17 protein-coding genes and 1 pseudogene are annotated in these 18,713 nt (G+C 67.6%); 10 read left to right on the top strand and 8 right to left on the bottom strand.

Features of this window, described 5'->3' with window-relative positions:
• The first annotated feature begins 90 nt into the window (after positions 1 to 90).
• Positions 91 to 633: a MarR family winged helix-turn-helix transcriptional regulator gene (locus tag J8I82_RS17205; RefSeq protein WP_209759576.1), complete on the top strand. Its 543-nt coding sequence runs from the start codon at positions 91 to 93 to the stop codon at positions 631 to 633.
• A 13-nt stretch (positions 634 to 646) separates the two neighbouring features.
• Here J8I82_RS17205 and J8I82_RS17200 read toward each other — a convergent pair whose 3' ends face one another.
• A complete protein-coding gene (locus J8I82_RS17200) occupies positions 647 to 1,870 on the bottom strand; it encodes an IscS subfamily cysteine desulfurase (protein WP_209759574.1) in 1,224 nt (407 codons plus the stop codon).
• Between the two features lie 387 nt (positions 1,871 to 2,257).
• On the opposite strand from J8I82_RS17200, the gene J8I82_RS17195 reads away from it, so the two are divergent.
• The 9 genes and pseudogenes from J8I82_RS17195 to J8I82_RS17155 all read left to right on the top strand — a co-directional run bounded on the left by J8I82_RS17195 (position 2,258) and on the right by J8I82_RS17155 (position 10,658).
• Positions 2,258 to 2,797: a flavin reductase family protein gene (locus J8I82_RS17195; protein WP_209759572.1), complete on the top strand. Its 540-nt coding sequence runs from the start codon at positions 2,258 to 2,260 to the stop codon at positions 2,795 to 2,797.
• Between the two features lie 36 nt (positions 2,798 to 2,833).
• A complete protein-coding gene (locus J8I82_RS17190) occupies positions 2,834 to 4,318 on the top strand; it encodes a 4-hydroxyphenylacetate 3-hydroxylase family protein (RefSeq protein WP_209759570.1) in 1,485 nt (494 codons plus the stop codon).
• Between the two features lie 64 nt (positions 4,319 to 4,382).
• Positions 4,383 to 4,763, top strand: a complete 381-nt coding sequence (locus J8I82_RS17185; RefSeq protein WP_209759568.1) for a cupin domain-containing protein — start codon at positions 4,383 to 4,385, stop codon at positions 4,761 to 4,763.
• Between the two features lie 2 nt (positions 4,764 to 4,765).
• Positions 4,766 to 6,109 carry an amidase gene (locus J8I82_RS17180; protein WP_209759566.1) on the top strand — a complete coding sequence of 448 codons (1,344 nt, stop codon included), beginning with the start codon at positions 4,766 to 4,768 and terminating at the stop codon, positions 6,107 to 6,109.
• Positions 6,110 to 6,161: 52 nt separating this feature from the next.
• A complete protein-coding gene (locus J8I82_RS17175; protein WP_209759563.1) occupies positions 6,162 to 7,388 on the top strand; it encodes an ABC transporter substrate-binding protein in 1,227 nt (408 codons plus the stop codon).
• A 66-nt stretch (positions 7,389 to 7,454) separates the two neighbouring features.
• Positions 7,455 to 8,144 (top strand): DUF2848 domain-containing protein, encoded by a 690-nt coding sequence (locus tag J8I82_RS17170; RefSeq protein ID WP_209759561.1) that lies wholly within the window; start codon positions 7,455 to 7,457, stop codon positions 8,142 to 8,144.
• A gap of 61 nt (positions 8,145 to 8,205) precedes the next feature.
• Positions 8,206 to 8,349, top strand: a pseudogene (locus tag J8I82_RS17165) (ABC transporter ATP-binding protein); the annotation flags it as partial.
• 159 nt (positions 8,350 to 8,508) lie between these two features.
• A complete protein-coding gene (locus J8I82_RS17160) occupies positions 8,509 to 9,645 on the top strand; it encodes an FAD-dependent monooxygenase (RefSeq protein ID WP_209759559.1) in 1,137 nt (378 codons plus the stop codon).
• Between the two features lie 170 nt (positions 9,646 to 9,815).
• Complete coding sequence (locus J8I82_RS17155) at positions 9,816 to 10,658, top strand: IclR family transcriptional regulator (protein WP_209759557.1); 843 nt, start codon at positions 9,816 to 9,818, stop codon at positions 10,656 to 10,658.
• A 69-nt stretch (positions 10,659 to 10,727) separates the two neighbouring features.
• Here J8I82_RS17155 and J8I82_RS17150 read toward each other — a convergent pair whose 3' ends face one another.
• The 7 genes from J8I82_RS17150 to J8I82_RS17120 form a co-directional block, all read right to left on the bottom strand.
• Complete coding sequence (locus J8I82_RS17150; RefSeq protein WP_209759555.1) at positions 10,728 to 11,735, bottom strand: tripartite tricarboxylate transporter substrate binding protein; 1,008 nt, start codon at positions 11,733 to 11,735, stop codon at positions 10,728 to 10,730.
• 9 nt (positions 11,736 to 11,744) lie between these two features.
• Positions 11,745 to 12,572, bottom strand: coding sequence for an IclR family transcriptional regulator (locus tag J8I82_RS17145; RefSeq protein WP_209759553.1), 828 nt, complete (start codon positions 12,570 to 12,572; stop codon positions 11,745 to 11,747).
• A 607-nt stretch (positions 12,573 to 13,179) separates the two neighbouring features.
• A complete protein-coding gene (locus J8I82_RS17140) occupies positions 13,180 to 13,920 on the bottom strand; it encodes an SRPBCC family protein (protein WP_209759551.1) in 741 nt (246 codons plus the stop codon).
• The gene (locus tag J8I82_RS17135; RefSeq protein ID WP_029047248.1) at positions 13,910 to 14,386 is read right to left on the bottom strand and encodes a (2Fe-2S)-binding protein; all 477 of its coding nucleotides are present in this window, start codon (positions 14,384 to 14,386) and stop codon (positions 13,910 to 13,912) included. The genes J8I82_RS17140 and J8I82_RS17135 overlap by 11 nt, the downstream gene beginning before the upstream one ends.
• Before the next feature lie 9 nt (positions 14,387 to 14,395).
• On the bottom strand, positions 14,396 to 15,262 hold the full coding sequence (locus J8I82_RS17130; RefSeq protein ID WP_209759549.1) for an FAD binding domain-containing protein: 867 nt from the start codon (positions 15,260 to 15,262) through the stop codon (positions 14,396 to 14,398).
• Complete coding sequence (locus J8I82_RS17125; RefSeq protein ID WP_209759547.1) at positions 15,255 to 17,552, bottom strand: xanthine dehydrogenase family protein molybdopterin-binding subunit; 2,298 nt, start codon at positions 17,550 to 17,552, stop codon at positions 15,255 to 15,257. Before J8I82_RS17125 ends, J8I82_RS17130 begins: the two co-directional genes overlap by 8 nt.
• 58 nt (positions 17,553 to 17,610) lie before the next feature.
• Entirely contained in the window at positions 17,611 to 18,555 is a 945-nt protein-coding gene (locus J8I82_RS17120) for a Bug family tripartite tricarboxylate transporter substrate binding protein (RefSeq protein ID WP_245179836.1), read from the bottom strand.
• Positions 18,556 to 18,713: the final 158 nt, after the last annotated feature.

Here is an 18,713-nt window from a genome sequence, read left to right as displayed (position 1 = left end):
GAGGCCGGACAGAGCACGGCAGTGCAGCGCGGCGAGTTTGGTAGAATTTGGCACAAAGCTTGCATTACAAGCTAATCGAACAATCCGCCGATGGCTACGACTCCTGCAAACAAGACCCTTACCATCACGCATCCGGCTTGCCTGATCGATGGCTCGGACCGCGAATTCCGGCACCTCGTCAATGGCCTGCTGCCGTTTGCGGCGCGGCTGCTGTCGGTGCGGGACGGCTTTGGCAACCTGGTCGGGCTGACCGGCGTGCAATATTCGCTGATCCGCTCGATCGCCCACCTGTCGCAGCAGGGCGAGGTGACGGTGAACCAGCTGGCCGACCACCTGCACCTGAGCGGGCCGTTCATCACCATCGAGACCGGAAAGCTGAAGAAGCTCGGCCTGATCGACAAGAAGGCGCATCCCGACGACAAGCGCAAGATGCGCCTGACCATCACCACGGCGGGCAGCAAGCTGCTCAATGAACTGCTGCCGGTGCAGCAGCAGATCAACGACGTGCTGTTCGACGGCGTCACCCGCACCGAATTCAAGGTGCTGTGCTCGGTGGTCGACCGCCTCGTCGCCAACGGCGACCGTGCCGCGCTCGACCTCGGGCACCTGCAGGCGCGCCGGCTGAAAGGCTAGCGGCACGCCGCCGTCAATGCGCGGCCCATTGCACCGTGCCGACATCGATGCCCTCCTGATGCATCTCCCACAACGGGCTGAGTTCGCGCAGTTTTGACACCGTCGCAATGACCTGCCGGATGACTACGTCCACTTCCGTCTCGGTGGTGTAGCGGCCCAGCGTAAAGCGGATCGAGCTGTGCGCGAGTTCGTCGCTGCGGCCCAGCGCGCGCAGCACGAACGACGGCTCCAGCGATGCCGAGGTGCAGGCCGATCCCGAAGACACCGCCACGTCCTTGATGCCCATGATCAGCGACTCGCCCTCCACATAGTTGAAGCTGATGTTCAGGTTGTGCGGGATGCGGTGCTCGAGGCTGCCGTTGACGTAGACCTCGTCCAGCCGCGACAGGCCCGCAAGCAACCGGTCGCGCAGCGCCCCGACACGGCGCCCCTCCTCTTCCAGTTCCAGCCGCGCCAGCCGGAAGGCTTCACCCATGCCCACGATCTGGTGCGTCGGCAGCGTGCCGGAACGCATGCCGCGCTCATGGCCGCCGCCATGGATCTGCGCCTCCAGCCGGATGCGCGGCTTGCGGCGCACGTACAGGGCGCCGATGCCCTTGGGCCCGTAGACCTTGTGCGCGGTCACGGTCAGCAGGTCGATCTTCAGCGCCGCCAGGTCGATCGGGATCTTGCCCGCGGCCTGCACCGCATCGCAGTGGAACACGATGCCCGCCGCACGGCAGATTTCGCCGATCTGCGCGACGGGCTGGATCACGCCGATCTCGTTGTTGACCATCATCACCGACACCAGGATGGTGTCCGGGCGCAGCGCAGCGCGCAGCCCCTCCAGGTCGATCAGGCCGTCGGGCCCCACATCGAGATATGTCACCTCGAAGCCCTGGCGCTCCAGTTCGCGGCAGGTATCGAGCACGGCTTTGTGCTCGGTCTTGACCGTGATGATGTGATTGCCCTTGCCGCGATAGAAGTGCGCCGCGCCCTTGATGGCGAGATTGTTCCCCTCGGTGGCGCCGGAGGTCCAGACGATCTCGCGCGGGTCGGCATTGAGCAGCGCCGCGACGTGCGCACGCGCCGTTTCCACGGCCGCTTCCGCCTGCCAGCCGTAGCTGTGGCTGCGCGATGCCGGGTTGCCGAACTGCTGGTGCAGGAACGGCACCATCTTGTCGACGACGCGGAGGTCCACCGGCGTCGTCGCGCTGTAGTCCATGTAGATGGGGAGGTTGTCTTGCTCGTTTTGCATGGGGCGCATTCCTGGCTGCGGAGGGAGTACGACCGGGGGGAAAGCGAACCCGCGCGAACCCGCTGGTCAGGGAAAGTGGGGCCGAGTCTAGCACCGGGCAGCGCCCCGACGCGCAGGCGCCATGCTGGCAATAGGGTTGCTTCGTGCTGTCGAACGGGCCTGCGCAACGCCCGCCCCTTTTTCGAAATCTCCCGAGAACCGTTGGGCCACAAGGCTTTCCGGCATTCACGCAACGACGCTGCGAACCGGAAAAGCCTGCGGCCTAGGGTTTCCACCAGCTTGAACACCGCAATTTGTTAGCATTCAATAAAACCTAATTTACAAAGCTAACTAAACAAACGAACTGCGGCAGCCGGATCGGGTGCCCAAACATGCGTAGGAGTCGTGATGGCTGAGTCATCTGTCGATCGGGGCGTCGTATTGGACGCCGACGCGCAGCGCCGTTTCCGCAACGCGCTGGCCATGTTCGCAACCGGTGTCGCCGTGATCACCGCGCCGCGTGCCGGCGAGGTCCCGGTCGGCATCACGGTGGCGTCGTTCAACTCGGTATCGCTGGATCCGCCTCTGGTGCTGTTCTCGGTTGATCGCCGCTGCCTGAGCCTGGCCGACCTGCGCAGCGCGCCGCGCTATGCGGTCAACGTGCTGGCCGAGGCACAGCAGGATATCTCGAACCGCTTCGCCCGCGCCAACTCGGGCAAGTGGGACGGCATCGACTTTGGCGCCGCTGCAGAACGCGGAGGCAGCCACGTGCTGTTGCCAGACACGCTGGCGACCTTCGAATGCGAGCCCTACGCGATGCATGACGGCGGCGACCACGTGATCTTCATCGGCCGCGTGGTCCGTCACCAGGCCCGCCACGACGGCCGGCCGCTGATCTTCTTTGGCGGCAGATACCGGGCGCTGGAAGACAGCCCTGCCGCCGCCTGAATCCAACAACACAAGCAGTCAGCACAGGAGAACGACATGATCAAGACCGGTAACCAGCACATCGCCATGCTGCGCGATGGGCGCGAAGTGTACCTGGATGGCAAGCGCGTCACCGACGTCACGGTGCACCCCGCCTTCCGCAACTCGATCCGCAGCTATGCCAGTCTGTACGACTTCCAGGCGCGTCCCGAGAACGCCGACAGGATGACTTTCCGGCCCGAAGGCAGCGACCGGCGCGTCAGCCGCATCTGGCAGCTCCCTGCCAGCTACAACGAGCTGGTCGAGCGCCGCGAGATGCTGGAGGCCTGGACCGCGCTGCACTACGGCTTCATGGGCCGCTCGCCCGACCATGTCGCGTCGTGCATCTCCGGCATGTACATGGGCATCGACGTGCTTGAGCAGGCCGATCCGGCGCGCGCCGGCGCGTTGCGCGACTACTACCGCTACGCCCGCGACAACGACCTGTTCCTCACCTATGTGATCGTCAACCCGCAGGCCAACCAGGCCAAGGCGGCGCACGAGCAGGAAGACAAGTACCTGGCGGTGGGCATCGTGGACCAGGACGCGGAAGGCATCACCGTGCGCGGCGCGAAGATGCTCGCCACCAGCGGCATCATGGCCAACGAGGTCTTCTGCAGCTGCATCCAGCCGCTGCGCGAGGGCGACGAGATGTATGCGCTGTCCTTTGCCGTGCCGATGAACAGCAAGGGCCTGAAGGTGATGTCGCGCAAGTCATACGAAGCCAGCGCCACCTCGGTCTTCGACAACCCGCTGGCTAGCCGCTTCGACGAGAACGATGCGGTGCTTTACTTCGACGACGTCAAGGTGCCGTGGGAACGGATCTTCGTCGCGGGCGACGTCGCCATGTGCGCGAAGCAGTTCCACGCCACCCCGGCGCACGTCTACCAGAACTACCAGTGCCAGGTGCGGCTGATGGTCAAGCTGCGCTTCCTGGTCGGCCTGGCGCATCGCATCACCGAGATCAATGGCACCGCGGGCTTTCCGCAGGTCAAGGAACTGCTGGGCCAGCTCGCCGCCGAGGCGGGCATGGTCGAGGCCTGGGTTTACGGCATGGAAGCCAAGGGCCAGGTCAACCAGAACGGCTATTTCATCCCCGACCGCGGCATGCTGTACGGCTCGCAGGTGGTGACGCAGCAGCTCTACGCCAAGGTGCTGAACACGCTGCGCGAGCTGGCCGGCGGCGGCATGATCATGCTGCCCTCCAGCATCGAGGATTTCGCCAACCCCACGCTGGCCGACATCATCGCCAAGACGCAGAAGTCGCCGGTCTGCAGCGCGGAGGAGCGCGTCAAGTTCTTCAAGCTCGCCTGGGACGCGGTCGGCTCCGAGTTTGCCTCGCGCCACAACCAGTACGAGATGTTCTACGCCGGCGCGACCTTCGTCACCAAGGGCCATGCCTACCGCACCTATGACTGGAAACGCGCGTCGGGCCTGGTCGACAACATGCTCGGCAGCTATTCCCTGCAAGACGAACTGGCCCGTCTGCCGCAGGCCGCCTGAGCGCAGCGAGACCAACCCGCTCCCCGACACGCTCCCCATCCTTGCCTCGATAACGGAGATCAGCATGGCAATCAACAAGCTTCACGACGAGTTCCATACCCTGGACCTCTCCTCCGGCTGGGAAGTGCCGGAAGGCTACCCCGCCGGCATCCAGCAGAAGATCCTGTCCGGCGCGCTGGACGAAAGCGGCCGCCGCGGCAGCCGGACCCGCCTGCTGCGCTTCGATGCGGGCATCTTCACCAAGGCGCCGTTCGTCCACGAGTACTGGGAGGAGGTGTACCTGCTCAGCGGCGACCTGACCGTCGGCAACGATGTAAACGGCAACGGCGGCGAAGCCTTCGAGCCCAACACGTACGCCTGCCGCCCGCCCGGCGCCTTCCACGGTCCGTTCCGCTCCGACGGCGGCTGCATGCTGCTGGAAATCCACTACTACGACCCGGCCTGATCATGGAAGCCACCGTAGCCGCCGCCAAGCGCCAGCTCGCCGACGGCAGCGCCAATGCGTTGTCCCTGCTGGCCTCGTGTGTCGAACGCATCTGCAATCCCGGCGGCGAAGGCGCGCGCGTCTTCCCGCACGGCGTCAGCATGGCTGCGCGCAAGCAGGCGCAAGCCAGCGACATGCTGCGCGAACAGGGCGTGGCCGGCGCCCTTTCCGGGGTGCCGGTGTCTGTGAAGGACCTGTTCGATGTGCAGGGCGATGTCACCCGCGCCGGCGCGAAGGTGCTGCCCGAGCGCGCCGCCGGCACCGATGCCCCAGCCATTGCGCGGCTGCGCGCCGCGGGCGCGGTCTTCGTCGGCCGGACCAACATGACCGAGTTCGCCTATTCCGGCGTCGGCATCAATCCGCACTACGGTACGCCGCGCAATCCGTTCGACCGGCAGGCCGGGCGCATTCCGGGCGGCTCGTCGTCCGGTGCCGCGGTCTCGGTGAGCGACGGCATGGCGCTCGCCGCGATCGGCTCGGACACCGGCGGCTCCTGCCGCATTCCGGCGGCGCTGTGCGGCATCGTCGGCTTCAAGCCCACCGCGAGCCGGGTGCCACTGCAGGGCACCGTGCCGCTGTCGCCCAGCTATGACTCGGTCGGCTGCCTGGCCAATACCGTGGCCTGCTGCGCCGCGGTCGACGCGGTAATGGCCGGCGAAGCGCCACCCGCGGCGCCGGCCAGCCTCGCCGGACTGCGCCTGGCCGTGCCCGGCGGGATGGTGCTGGACGGGATCGACTACACGGTCGCGCAGACGTTCAGCGAGGCCTTGCGCCGGCTGTCCGCCGCGGGCGCGCTGCTGCAGGACGTGGACTTCGACACCTGGGGCCAGCTCGGCGAACTCGGCCACGGCGGCGGGCTGGTGGCCGCCGAGGCCAGCGCCTGGCACGGCAAGCTGATGACGGCGCACGCCGACCGCTACGACCCGCGCGTGCTGTCACGCATCCGGCTGGCCGACGGGCAGCTCGCCGCAGACTACCTGCGCATGCGCGATCGCCGTGCCGCGCTGTGCCGGCAGGCGGACGCCGAACTGGCGGGCTTCGACGCCGTGGTGCTGCCGACCGTGCCGATCATGGCGCCGCGCATCGCCGACCTTGGCGACAACGACGCCTTCTTCGCCACCAACCGGCTGCTGCTGCGCAATCCGGCCATCGCCAACATGCTCGACCTGTGCGCGCTGTCGGTTCCTTGCCACCGCCCCGGCGAAGCGCCGGTGGGACTGATGCTGTTCGGCCGGCACGGCGCCGACCGCAGGCTGCTGGCGATCGGCTTGGCCGTGGAAGCGGCGCTGCGGCAGGCGTTCAGGTAAGCGCTCTCCCAGAGCAGTACCCACTATTCCTACAAAGACCCAAGGAGACAACATGCCTGATATCCGCATCGGCGCGGCCGCGCTCGCCTGCGCCAGCCTCATCTCGGGAACCGCCGTGGCGGCCGACCCCGCCCCCGTCAGCGATGGCGTCGTCAAGATCGGGGTGCTCACCGACATGTCGTCCATCTTCTCCGACATCGGCGGCAAGGGTTCGGTAGTTGCCGCGCAGATGGCCGTCGACGACTTCGGCGGCAAGGTGCTCGGCGCGCCCGTGCAGGTGGTCAGCGCCGACCACCAGAACAAGACCGACGTGGCCGCCACGCTGGCGCGCGGGTGGTTCGACAACCAGAAGGTCGATGCCATCCAGGATGCGCTGCCGTCATCGGTGGCGCTGGCCGTGTCCAACCTGGGCAAGCTCAAGCACAAGATCGTCATCGCCAGCGGCGCCGGCACCACGCGGCTCAGCAACGAGGACTGCTCGCCCTACACCATCCAGTATTCGTACGACACCTACGCCTTCGCCGCCAACACGGTCAAGGCGCTGAGCCGCCGTGGCGACAACAGCTGGTACTTCCTCACCGTCGACTATGCCCTGGGCGCGTCGCTGGAGAAAGACGGCACCGAGGCGCTTTCGAGCGTCGGCGGCACGCTCAAGGGCAAGGCGAAGCATCCGATCAACTCCCCCGACCTGTCGTCGTACCTGCTGCAGGGGCAGGCGTCCGGCGCCCGCATGATCGCGCTGGCCAATGCCGGCGCCGATACCGTCAACGCGATCAAGACCGCGGCGGACTTCGGCATCAACACCAACGGCAAGCAGCGGCTGGCGGGCCTCCACATGTTTATCAGCGACGTCCACAGCCTCGGACTGCAGGCCGCGCAGGGCATGACGCTGACGACTTCGTTCTACTGGGACCGCGACGACGCCACGCGCGCGTGGTCGCAGCGCTTCTTCGCCAAGACCGGCAAGATGCCGACGCTGGTCCATGCCGGCGTGTATTCGTCGACCATCCATTACCTGAAGGCGATCCAGGCCGCGCGCACCGACGAAAGCGATGCCGTGCTCGCCAGGATGCGCGCCACCCCGGTCAACGACTTCTTCGCCACCAACGGCACCATACGCGCCGACGGCCTGATGGTGCACGACATGTACCTGGTCGAAGTCAAGCGGCCGCAGGAATCGAAGCGTCCGTGGGACTACTACAAGATCAAGAGCGTGATCCCGGCCAGCGAAGCGTTCCGCCCGCTCAGCGCCAGCGCCTGTCCGCTGGTCAGGAAGTAAGCCTGCCCCACCATGCGGCCGGCGCTGACGCCGGCCGCCCCTCCCCCGCACAGAGAGCCCCTCAACATGAAGACCCTTACCTTTGATATCGACAGCCGCCAGGGCAAGTCGCAACGCGCCGTCGCCATCCGCCAGCTGGTTGTGGCGGGATGGACCGGCCGCGACGTCGAGGCCTTGGAAGCCCATATCCGCGAACTGGAAGAGCTTGGCGTGAAGCGGCCGCCCTACACGCCGGTGTTCTACCGCGTTGCCGCCGGACGGCTGGGCGCCGCGCCGGAGATCCAGGTCAGCGGCGAAGCCAGCAGCGGCGAAGCGGAATTCCTGCTCGTCAACGATGGCGGCGAGATCCTGGTAGGCATCGCCTCGGACCACACCGACCGCGAGGCGGAGACCTACGACATCACCGTGTCCAAGCAGATGTGCGAAAAGCCCTGCGCGCAGACGCTGTGGAAGCTGGCTGAGGTGGAAGGCCACTGGGACCAGCTCGTGCTGCGCTCGTACGCCACCATTGACGGCGAGCGCGTGCTGTACCAGCAAGGCGCGGTGACGGCGATGCGCTCGCCGGGCGACCTGCTCGGCCGCTTTGCCGGGCACGGCGGCAGCTTCCGCGAGGGCTCGGCGATGCTGTGCGGCACGCTGCCGGCCATCGGCGGCATCCGCCCGGCGCAGCGTTTCGAAATCGAGCTGGAAGACCCGGTGCTGGGCCGCATCCTGCGCCACGCGTATGCGATCGCGACGCTGCCGGTGGAGGGTTGAGCATGGCGCGCCATTGATTGCGCCGCGGCAAGGTGGCGGCCAACGACAAGGAGGCACGTCCATGCCGCATGAAGGCCTGATCCTGGCGACCCGCAACCTCGGCAAGTCGTTCCGCGGCTTTACCGCGATCAACGGCGTCAACCTGCAAGTCCGGCGCAGCTCGATCCATGCATTGATCGGCCCCAACGGCGCAGGGCGTCGGACGACCGGAATAGCTCCCCATTACGCGTTAACCCTTGGTTGACGCTTGATCCCTCGTACGCATAGACTTTTTATGAACATATCGTTCATTTATGAACATAACAGGTCAGCGCGCGCCCCACCCGGTTCCGGAACGCCTCGCTGGCGTTACCGGAACGGCAACATGACTTTGAAGATCGGCATCAACGGCGCCGGCATCGGCGGACTGGCGGCGGCCATCGCGCTGCGCAAGCTCGGCCTCGACGCGGTGGTTTATGAGCAGGCGCCGCGCTTTGCCCGCGTCGGCGCGGACATCAACCTGACGCCCAACGCGGTGCGCGCGCTGGACGGCCTGGGCGTCGGCGGCGCGCTGCGCGAGACCGCGGCGCGGCCTTCGCACCGGATCAGCCGCACATGGGATACCGGCGCGGAAACCTCGCGCCTGCCGATGCAGGACGACGCCGAACACCGCTACGGCGCCCCGCAGCTCACCATGCATCGCGCCGACCTGATGACCGCGCTCGAGGCCGCAGTGCCCGCCGCAAACGTGCGCCTGGGTCACAAGGCGGTGGCCATCGCGCCGGACGCTGGCGGCGCCACGCTGCGCTTTGCCAATGGCACGGAGGAGCGCGTCGACGTGCTGGTCGGCGCCGACGGCATCCATTCCATGGTGCGCACCGCGCTGCTCGGCCAGGAAAGCCCGATCTTTACCGGCGTGGTGGCGTACCGCGCCGTGGTGCCCGCCGAAAAGCTGGCCGGCGTGCCAAACCTTGGCGCCTTCACCAAGTGGTGGGGTCCGGATGCCGCCACGCAGATCGTCACCTTCCCGCTCAACCGCGGCCGCGACATCTTTATCTTTGCCACCGTGGCGCAGGAAACATGGCGGCACGAGTCATGGACCACGCCGGGCCGCGTGGAGGACTTGCGCTGCGCTTATGCCGGCTTCCATCCGGAGGCGCGCGCGCTGCTCGATGTCTGCGACGACGTGCTGATTTCCGCGCTGTACGTGCGCGACCCGCTGCCGCAGTGGTCGCGCGGCCCGGTCACGCTGCTGGGCGATGCCTGCCATCCGATGATGCCATTCATGGCGCAGGGCGCCGGCATGGCGATCGAGGATGGCGTGGTGCTGGCGCGCTGCCTGGCTGATGCGGCGAAGGATGGCGCTGCCGCCGTGCCCGCGGCGCTGGCCCGCTACCAGTCCGCGCGCCACGAGCGCACCAGCCGCATCCAGATCGGCTCGCGCAGCAATGCGTGGCTCAAGGAAGGCGGCAATGCCGACTGGGTGTACGATTACGACGCCTGGAACGTGGCGCTGGGGTGAACGTACGCTGGCGGTTTGCTCCCCTCTCCCGCACGCGGGAGAGGGGAGCGTTTGCCAAGGGTGATGGCAAATGGCAACGTCTTCGGAGACCGACGGCCTTCGCGATTGGATTATTGCCACCAGCCTGACGGCCCCGCACGCGGCCGTCTTCCGTTTACAGTAAAACCTTAATGCCCAAGTCCCGCCCGCCGACCGAAACCCACCCCGACGACAGCGCCGAAGCCGAAGACGCCCGCGAAGCCCAGCTGGTCTCGCCGGTGATCCGCGGCCTGCGCCTGCTGCGCTATATCGCCGAAGGCGGCTCCACCGCCAACCTGAGCGAGGTCGGCCGCCGCATCGACGTGAACCGCGTCACCGTGATGCGGCTGCTCGACACGCTCGAGCACGAAGGCATGGTCGAACGCCTGCCGCATGGCGGCCACCAGGTCGGCTTCAATTTCCTCAAGCTCGCGTCGCGCGTGCTGGCATCGAACGACCTGACCAGCCTGGCCGCGCGCGTGCTGGCAAGGCTGAGCGGCTCGCTGCAGCTGTCCGCATACCTGGTGGTGCGCGACGGCGGCCATGCGCTCTACCTGCTGCGCCATATGCCGGCGGCCACGCTGGTCAGCAACATCCAGGTCGGCAGCCGCATACCGGCGCATCTGACCACGCCCGGCCGCATGCTGATTGCCGGTCTGCCGCCGGAAACACTGAGGGAGTTGCTGGGCCCGGACCCGCTGCCGACCGTGACCGGCCAAAGCCCGGCTACCCATGCACGCCTGGCAGATATCCTTGCCGCCGACCGTGAGCGCGACTGCGCCTGGAGTTTTTCGGCCTACGAACCCGGGATCGATTCGTGCGCGACACCGGTGCGCGGCGCCGATGGCGAAGTCGTCGCCGCCCTGAGCGTGGCGGGACCGCAGCAGCGTTTCGAGCAGGACGGCACGCTGCGCGAACGCGTGGAGAAGGAAGTCAGGTCGGCGGCGCGCGACCTGTCGGCGCTGCTGGGTTACCGTCCTGAGCGCCAGCGCTGAGTGCCAACGGCTCGCGCCGAGCGCCACCGTTTGCCACCGTTTGCCACCGTCTGCCCCCGCCGTCTGCCTCTATTCCGCGGTAATCCCGTACTCGCGGATCAGCTTTGCCCACGACGCGGTTTCCTGGCGGATGCGCGCCTCGAGCGCCTGCGGCGTGCTGCCGGCCGGTTCCATGCCCTGGCGCTGCAACTCCGCGCGCACTGCCGGCGTAGCCAGCAAGGCGCGCACGTCGGCGCTCAGCGCATCCGCCGCCTGCTGCGGCGTGGCCCTGGGCGCGAGCAGCGCATACCAGGAACTGACATCGATGCCGCCCACGCCCTGCTCCGCCAGCGACGGCACGCCCGGCGCCGCCGGCGAGCGCCTGGCCTGCGTCACGGCCAGCGCGCGCAGCTGGCCCGACTGGATGAACGGCGCCAGTGTCGGCCAGGTGCCGAACAGCATCGGCACCTGCCCACCGACCACGTCGTTGAGCGCTTGCGTGGTGCCCTTGTACGGCACGTGCAGCAGCGCAATGCCGGCCTTGTGGCGGAACAGCTCGCCCGCCAGGTGCAGCCCGCTGCCGACGCCGGGGCTGGCGTAGCCCAGCGGCTTGCCGCTCTTGTCGGCCTGCTGCGCCAGTTTCACCAGTTCCTGCACGCTGTTCGCCTTGACCGACGGGTGCACCGCCAGCACGTTGGGCGAGCCCGCCAGCAGCGATACCGCGCGGAAATCGCGTTCGACGTTGTACGTCAGCGCCGGCATCAGCGTGGGATTGATGGTGAGGTTGCCGGCCGGCGCCACCAGCAGCGTGCAGCCGTCGCCAGGCGCGCGCCGCACGGTGTCGATGCCGATATTGCCGTTGGCGCCAGGCTTGTTGTCGACCACGAAGGGCGTGCCGCGCTTCTGCTGCAGGCCGTGCGCGAGCGTGCGCGCCAACTGGTCGGCCGGGCCACCGGCGGGAAACGGCACCACGATGCGCACGTTGGCGCAGGTAGCCGCCTGCGCTGTCTGCCCGGACATGGCCGCGGCCAGGACAACGGCCGCGCCCAGCCATTGGCGCCGGCGCGGCGAACGCTTCGATAGCCTGAGTTGCTGCATGTTGCTGCCTTATACAAACGGTTTCGGCATGACCGGACGGTAGTCGAGCAGACGCGACAGCTCCGCCGCCGCCTGCCTGACTTTCTCGACCATGCCATCCAGCTGGTCGGGTTCGATGCGCGCGGCGGGGATGGTGGCACCGAGCGCCGCCACCACCTTGCCGGTGCGGTCGCGCACCGGCGCCGCGATGGTGGAGATGCTGGCCTCGAAGAAGCCTTCATGCAGCACGTAGCCACGCTCGCGGTCGCGCTGGACCATTTCGTACAACTCCTGGACCGTGCGCGGGGTGCTCTCGGAATACACTTCGAGCCGGTCTTCCGGGTACAGCGCCCGCAGTTCTTCCAGCGTCAGGTCTTCCAGCAGCACCCGGCCCAGCACGGTTGCATGCGCCGGCAGCCGCGTGCCGACGTTGACCGTGCTGGCGAACGGCCGCGCCGCCACCGACTTGGCCACGTAGACGATCGAGCGCCCGTCGCGCACCACCAGGTTGCACGGGTAGTGGATCTCGTCGCGCAGCCGGTCGAGCAGCGGCCGGCCCAGCTCGGTCAGTTCCAGCGAGGCGAGGTAGTCAAAGCCCAGCCGCAGCACCGCCATGCCCAGGCGGAATTCGCGCCCGCCATCGGTGCGCTCGACAAAGCCCATCATTTCCAGCGTGGCCAGCAGCCGGAACACGGTCGAGCGCGGCACCTTGAGGCGGCGCGCCAGGTCGGCGGCGGACAGGGTGCGCTCGCGGCTGCTGAACTCGCCCAGCAGCCGCAGGCCGCGCTCCAGGCCGGGCACGATGTACTTGTCCTGGCCGCTGTCCTTGTCGTCCTCTTGCGGCGTATCGGTGGTCATGGTCTGTCTCTGCAGGTTTCGGTCTTGGCGTAACGCACTCATATATCACGCCTGAAGGCGATAGGGTAACTGTTCTGCGGACGAGACCCCTTCTTTTGGGGACGGGCTTGGGCACTTGACGTTCAATACTTCGTTGAGGCGCCGGCCCTCACCCCCGGCCCCTCTCCCGCAAGCGGGAGAGGGGAGCAAGCAAGCGGGCAGGGAAAGGCTTGCAGCCTCACCCGCGATAGCGCAAAGCGAGCGGAGCGACGCGTTTCATGCCAGAGCCCCTGACCTGAGATACTGCCGGCGCGCAGCGCAGCCGTAGGCGTTCCTACACTGACCCAAGCAGCAGGGGCCACGCACAGCTCTGGGCTCGTTCAATCACCGCGTCAATCCCGGCCAGGGTGGCGCACCACGGCGGCAGGCAGTCCTGCTCTGCAACGAAGCAACGCCCCGTACGAGAGCCTTTGCCCACTACGATAAGAGTGGCCGTCCGCCCAGGACGGTAACGCGCTTTTGGTTACTTTTGCCGCTCGGGCAAAAGTGACTCGCCCCTTCAGGGGCGAAACCAGGGCAGATCAAATAGCCACCAGATCCCAGCCGCAACGCCAGAAAAAACACCCCCTCACCTCAAATACTCCCGCAACCAAGCCCCACACTGCTCCCCCTGCGCCGCAGGCCATCGCACCACGATCGTCTCGTCGCGACGCCGCAACTCCACACAAATATCGCTCAGCGGCCCGCGTGCGGCACCGCCACGCCCGAGCAGCCGCGCAAACAGGCCGGGCTCAGCCGGCGGCGGCAGCACCGCATGGCCATTGGCGGCAGGCGCGGCGGCAGGTTGCGTGCGGACCGGCGCGGACGGCTGCGGCTTGGCTACCGCTTGCGGTTGTGATTGCGCTTGTGATTGCCCTTGCCCCTGCGGCGACAGCCGCGCCAGCAGGTTGGCCCCAAACTCATCCCACATCCGATCCGCCTTGGTCTTCATCACGCTCAGCCCGAACGTGCCAAGCCGCCCCAGCACATCCACCTGCACCCTGATGCGCAACTGCGTCGAGCCATCCTCCTGTCCGGTCAGGAAGATCTCGCTGGACTGGCGCAGCGAACTCGCCACCGATGCGTCCTCGCCGGTACCCTCGGTACGCAGGTAATGCGGCGCACGGGTCTCCACGATCTTCGTATGCAGCCGGAAGCGCGCGTTGATGAAGGCGATCTTCACCGCCATATGCGCGATGTACTCGACATCGCTCAGCACCTCGATCGATTCCATGCCGGGCACGCAGGCGCCCATCACGTTGGGGTCGAGCAGCAGCTCCCACACGCGCGCCGGCGGCGCCGCGGTCACAAGGGTCTTTTCAATTTCCACGCATTTTCTCCGCGGCGGACAGCACGGATTCGACGATGCCCACATAGCCGGTGCAGCGGCAAAGATTGCCGTTCAGGCCGTGGCGGACTTCGTCTTCCGTCGGGTTGGGATTATTGGCAAGCAGCGCGCACGACGCCATCAGGAAGCCGGGCGTGCAATAGCCGCACTGCAGCCCGCCGTTGTCCATGAAGCACTGCTGCAGCGGATGCAGCTGGCCGTCGGCAGCCAGCCCCTCCACTGTCATCACGTGGCGCCCGCGCACCTGCACGGCAAGCATCAGGCAGGACTTGACCACCTCGCCGTCCACCAGCACGGAGCAGGCGCCGCAGATGCCGGTCTCGCAGCCGCGCTTGGTGCCGGTCAGGTTGAGGTCGTCGCGCAGCAGGTCCGAAAGCAGGCGCCGGGCCGGCACCTCGACCTGGTGTTCTTCACCGTTGACGGTGAGTTCGATACTGACTTTGTTCATGGCGATTCCTTACTCCGAGGCCACGCCGAACAGCCCGGCAATGGTGCGGCGCGCGACCACGCGCACCATCTCGCGGCGGTACGTATCCGAGCCGCGCATGTCCGAGACCGCATTGATATCCACGGCGACGATGGCGGCCGCCTCGGCGGCCAGTTCAGCCGTCACGGTCTTGCCCGCGAGCAACGCTTCGGCGCGGCGCAGGCGTGCCGGGACCGGCGTCGACGCGCCCACTGCCAGACGGGCCTCCACGCAGAACGCGCCTTCGCGGCGCACCGCCAGCGCCACGCTGGCCAGCGGCCGGTGCTCGGCGGCGGTGCGCAGGAAGCGCGCGTAACGGCCGTCGGCGCCCGCGCCCGGCGCGGGCAGGCGGATCTGCATGACCACCTCGTCGGGCGCCAGCGCGGTGACGTAGTAGTCGACCAGGAAGTCTTCGATGGGGATCACGCGCTCGCCGCCGCTGCCGCTGACCACGACCTGCGCCTCCAGCGCCATCAGGCAGCCCGGCGGATCGGTCGCCGGATCGGCGTAGCAGAGGTTGCCGCCGATGGTGCCCTGGTTGCGCACCTGCGGGTTGGCGACGCGCGCGGCCATGCTGGCCAGCATGGGGTAATGCACCTGCACCAGCGGTGAACGCGCCACCTCGGCATGCAGCGTCAGCGCGCCGATGCGCAGTCCGTCGCGGGCATCGAAGCCGATGCCGCGCAGCGCCTCGAGCCGGCCCAGGGACACCAGGTGGCTGGGCGTCAGCATGCGCTGCCGCATGCCGAGCATCAGCGCGGTGCCGCCGGCAAAGACGCGGCAGCTGTCGCCAAGGTCGGCCAGCATGCGGCTGGCTTCGGCCAACGACGCCGGCTCCAGGAATTCGAAATCACGCATGGGCGGCCTCCGCGTCCTGCAGCTGCAGCGCGCGCAAACCCGCCAGCACCTTCTCCGGCGTGATCGGCAGCGACTGGATGCGCACGCCTACCGCATCGAACACCGCATTGGCGATCGCAGCCGCGCCCGGCAGGATCGCAGTCTCGCTGGCGCCCTTGGCGCCATACGGCCCGTTGGGATCGTTCGATTCGACCACGTCGGTGCGCAGCATCGGCACCGCGTCGGCAGTGGGCATGGTGTAGTCGGCAAAGTTGCCGTTCATCAGGCGGCCTTCCTCGTAGTGCAGGGTTTCATACAGTGCCCAGCCGATCGCCTGCACGGTGGCGCCATGGGTCTGGCCATGCACCGCGAGCGGGTTGATGGCCTTGCCGCAGTCGTCGGCGACAAAGCTGTCGATCACGGTGACCTGGCCGGTGCAGGTGTCGACTTCCACCTCGACCGCCTGCGCCGCGAACGAGTGCGACGGCGCGACGTTGCCGTAGTAGCTTGCGTCATGCATCACGGTAGGCGCGTCATAGGTGGCGCGCACATGGATGCCTTCGCCGCCGTGACGGAAGATATGCAGCCGCGCGATCTCGGCCAGCGTGGCGGACTTGTCAGGTTGCTCGGTTGCAACGATGCGGCCATCGGCAATCGTCAGATGCTCGGCCGCGACGCCCAGCTTCTCCGCGGCCAGCGTCAGCAGCTTGTGCCGCGCCTCGCGCGCGGCGCGCAGCGCCGCGTTGCCGGCAATGATGGTCACGCGCGATGCCAGAGAGCCCAGGCAGAACGGGGCGGTATCGGTATCTGGCGCCATCACCGTCACGTGCGCCAGCGGGATGCCCAGTTCCTGCGCGCAGATCTGGCTGAGCATGGTATTGGCGCCCTGCCCCATGTCGCATTCGCTGGTCTGCAGCATCACGCGGCCGTCTTCGTTGAGCTTGAGCAGGATGGTCGAGCCGTCCCAGTTGCCCAGCGTGCGGTTGCCGCTGACGTGCATCGCCGCCGCGATGCCAACGCCGCGCCGGCGCGTGCCGGTCCCGCGCGGCGCCATGCGCTTCTGGTCCCAGCCGATCGCCTTGCGCGTCATTTCCAGGCACTCGAGCATGCCGGTGCTGCTGATCTTCCAGCCATGCACGCTGGTCGCGCCGGCGGGAATCGCATTGCGCTTGTGCACTTCGATCGGGTCAATGCCGAGCATCCCGGCCAGCACGGTCAGGTGGCAGTTCAGCGGGAACTGCATCTGCTGCCCGCCGAAGCCGCGGAACGCGCCGCGCGGTGGATTGCTGGTATAGGCCATCACCGCGTGCGAGCGCACGTTCTGCACCTGATGCATGTTGTCGCTGCGCATGGCGGTGACGTGCATGACGTCGCCGGCGAGGCCGGCATACGCGCCGCACTCGGCGGTGATGCGCACATCCTTGGCCACGATCATGCCGTCCGCGGACAGGCCCATGCGCAACCATACCGTCATCGGCACGCTGGCGCGCGCGCCCTGGAAGTCCTCCAGCCGGTTGTTGACGAACCGCACTGGTCGGTCCAGCTTGCTGGCCAGGAAGGCACAGATCAGGCTGTTGTTCTCCTCGACGATCTTGGCGCCAAAGCCACCGCCGGTGGTGGCCTGCACCACGCGGATGGTCGACACCGGCCGCTCCAGCGCCTCGGCCAGCCGCATGCGCGCCAGGAACACGGATTGGGTGGAGGCCCACAGCGTCAGCCGGCCATTGCCGTCCTGCACGGCGACCGAGGCCATCGGCTCCAGGTAGCCCGGGTACTGCGAATGCATTTCGTAGGTGGCCTCATACACGGCGGCGGCCACGGCAAAGCCCGCTTCCACGTCGCCACGCTCGATGCGCATTTCGTGGCCGATATTGCGCGTGCCGGCGTGCAGTTCCGGCGCGCCCTCGGCCAGCGCCGCCGCCGGCGTCAGTAATGCCGGCAGCGGTTTGTATTTGACGCGAATCAGGTCCAGCGCATCGCGCGCCACCTCGTCGCTGACGGCCACCACCGCCGCCACTTCCTCGCCCACGTGGCGCACCACGCCGCAGGCCAGGATGCGCTGCTCCTTGCGGTGCGGGCCCCAGTTGCGGGCGGGCACGTCGTGCCCGGTCACCACCAGCTTCACGCCGGGCAGCGCGCGCGCTGCCGAGGTGTCGATGCCGACGATGCGCGCATGCGGGTGCGGGCTGCGCAATACCTTGGCGTGCAGCATGCCGGGCAGCTTGATGTCGCCGGCATACTGCGCGCGCCCCATGACCTTTTCCCGCGCGGTCACCTGCGGCGTGGACGTTCCCACGATGGCCTTGCTCATGCCGGCCTCCTGCGTGTCGTGTGGCAAATTACGTGTTGCATGAATGCGCTGGCTGCCCTCACTCCGCGGTGATCCCGAGATCGCGGATCACCTTGCCCAGGCGCTCGTAGTCGCCCGCGTTGACCTTGTCGAGCGCGGCCGGCGCGCCGCCCACCGGGATGGCGCCGAAGGTGGCCATCTTCTCGGCCACATCGGGCAGGCGGATGACTTCGTTGAGCTGCTGGTTCAGCACCTTGACCACTTCCGGCGGCGTGCCCCTGGGCGCCATCACGCCATGCCAGGCGCCGACCACCACATCCTTGTAGCCAAGCTCCGCCAGCGTCGGCACGTTGGGCAGGAGCGACGAGCGCTTCGCGTCCGTGATCGCCAGCGGGATCAGGCGGCCGGTGTTGATGTACTGCGCGACCGGCCCTAGCGTGACGTAGGCGAAGTTCACATGCCCTGCCACCACGTCATTGACTGCCGGCGCCACGCCCTTGTACGGCACGTGCTGGATCTTCACGCCGGCGGCGCGGTTCAGCATTTCGCCGGCGACGTGCATCGGCGACCCGGCACCCGGGCTGCCATAGGTAAAGGCCTTGCCCGCCCTGGCCGCCGCGATCATCTCCGGCACGGTCTTGACGCCCGCGGCCGGGTTGGCCACCAGCAGCACCGCCTGCACCGCGGTGTGGATCACCGGCGTGAAGCCGTGCAGCGGGTCGTAGCTGGCCGCGGGCGCCAGTTTGAGGACCATCGGTGCCAGCGTGAACGGGTTCGGCGTGTAGAGCAGCGTGTAGCCGTCGGCAGGCGCCCGGCTGACAAAGCTGGCACCGACCACGCCGCCTGCGCCCGGTCGGTTCTCGACGATCACCGGCTGCTTCAGGCGCGCGGACAGCTTGTCGGCGTACAGCCGCGCCATGGCGTCGGTATCGCCGCCCGGCGGATAGGCCACGACCATGGTCACGGTCTTTGCCGGATAGGGCGCGGCCACCGCGCTGCCCGCGGCAAGTGTGATCGCTGCCATGGCAGTGGCGGCAAGGAAAAGACGGCGGGGGCGATCATGTCTCATCAACAATTCCTGTGGGGGCGCATTCGCGGCGTTGGAGTGGGCTGTTGTGCGCACCGCGAAAACGGGGTTGGCTCGGGGATCACATCTCTACGGATGTTTTATTAGCAAAACGC

The organism is Cupriavidus consociatus (assembly GCF_017814975.1).
GTDB lineage: Bacteria > Pseudomonadota > Gammaproteobacteria > Burkholderiales > Burkholderiaceae > Cupriavidus > Cupriavidus consociatus.
This window is presented reverse-complemented; position numbering and strand designations above follow the sequence as displayed.

What these genes read in the sequence shown, in the direction of transcription:
- J8I82_RS17120 (WP_245179836.1), bottom strand. Translation starts at nt 18,555, where the DNA reads ATGGCAGCGATCACACTTGCCGCGGGCAGCGCGGTGGCCGCGCCCTAT.
- J8I82_RS17205 (WP_209759576.1), top strand. Translation starts at nt 91, where the DNA reads ATGGCTACGACTCCTGCAAACAAGACCCTTACCATCACGCATCCGGCT.
- J8I82_RS17170 (WP_209759561.1), top strand. Translation starts at nt 7,455, where the DNA reads ATGAAGACCCTTACCTTTGATATCGACAGCCGCCAGGGCAAGTCGCAA.
- J8I82_RS17175 (WP_209759563.1), top strand. Translation starts at nt 6,162, where the DNA reads ATGCCTGATATCCGCATCGGCGCGGCCGCGCTCGCCTGCGCCAGCCTC.
- J8I82_RS17195 (WP_209759572.1), top strand. Translation starts at nt 2,258, where the DNA reads ATGGCTGAGTCATCTGTCGATCGGGGCGTCGTATTGGACGCCGACGCG.
- J8I82_RS17200 (WP_209759574.1), bottom strand. Translation starts at nt 1,870, where the DNA reads ATGCAAAACGAGCAAGACAACCTCCCCATCTACATGGACTACAGCGCG.
- J8I82_RS17135 (WP_029047248.1), bottom strand. Translation starts at nt 14,386, where the DNA reads ATGAACAAAGTCAGTATCGAACTCACCGTCAACGGTGAAGAACACCAG.
- J8I82_RS17125 (WP_209759547.1), bottom strand. Translation starts at nt 17,552, where the DNA reads ATGAGCAAGGCCATCGTGGGAACGTCCACGCCGCAGGTGACCGCGCGG.
- J8I82_RS17180 (WP_209759566.1), top strand. Translation starts at nt 4,766, where the DNA reads ATGGAAGCCACCGTAGCCGCCGCCAAGCGCCAGCTCGCCGACGGCAGC.
- J8I82_RS17160 (WP_209759559.1), top strand. Translation starts at nt 8,509, where the DNA reads ATGACTTTGAAGATCGGCATCAACGGCGCCGGCATCGGCGGACTGGCG.
- J8I82_RS17130 (WP_209759549.1), bottom strand. Translation starts at nt 15,262, where the DNA reads ATGCGTGATTTCGAATTCCTGGAGCCGGCGTCGTTGGCCGAAGCCAGC.
- J8I82_RS17155 (WP_209759557.1), top strand. Translation starts at nt 9,816, where the DNA reads ATGCCCAAGTCCCGCCCGCCGACCGAAACCCACCCCGACGACAGCGCC.
- J8I82_RS17150 (WP_209759555.1), bottom strand. Translation starts at nt 11,735, where the DNA reads ATGCAGCAACTCAGGCTATCGAAGCGTTCGCCGCGCCGGCGCCAATGG.
- J8I82_RS17185 (WP_209759568.1), top strand. Translation starts at nt 4,383, where the DNA reads ATGGCAATCAACAAGCTTCACGACGAGTTCCATACCCTGGACCTCTCC.
- J8I82_RS17145 (WP_209759553.1), bottom strand. Translation starts at nt 12,572, where the DNA reads ATGACCACCGATACGCCGCAAGAGGACGACAAGGACAGCGGCCAGGAC.
- J8I82_RS17190 (WP_209759570.1), top strand. Translation starts at nt 2,834, where the DNA reads ATGATCAAGACCGGTAACCAGCACATCGCCATGCTGCGCGATGGGCGC.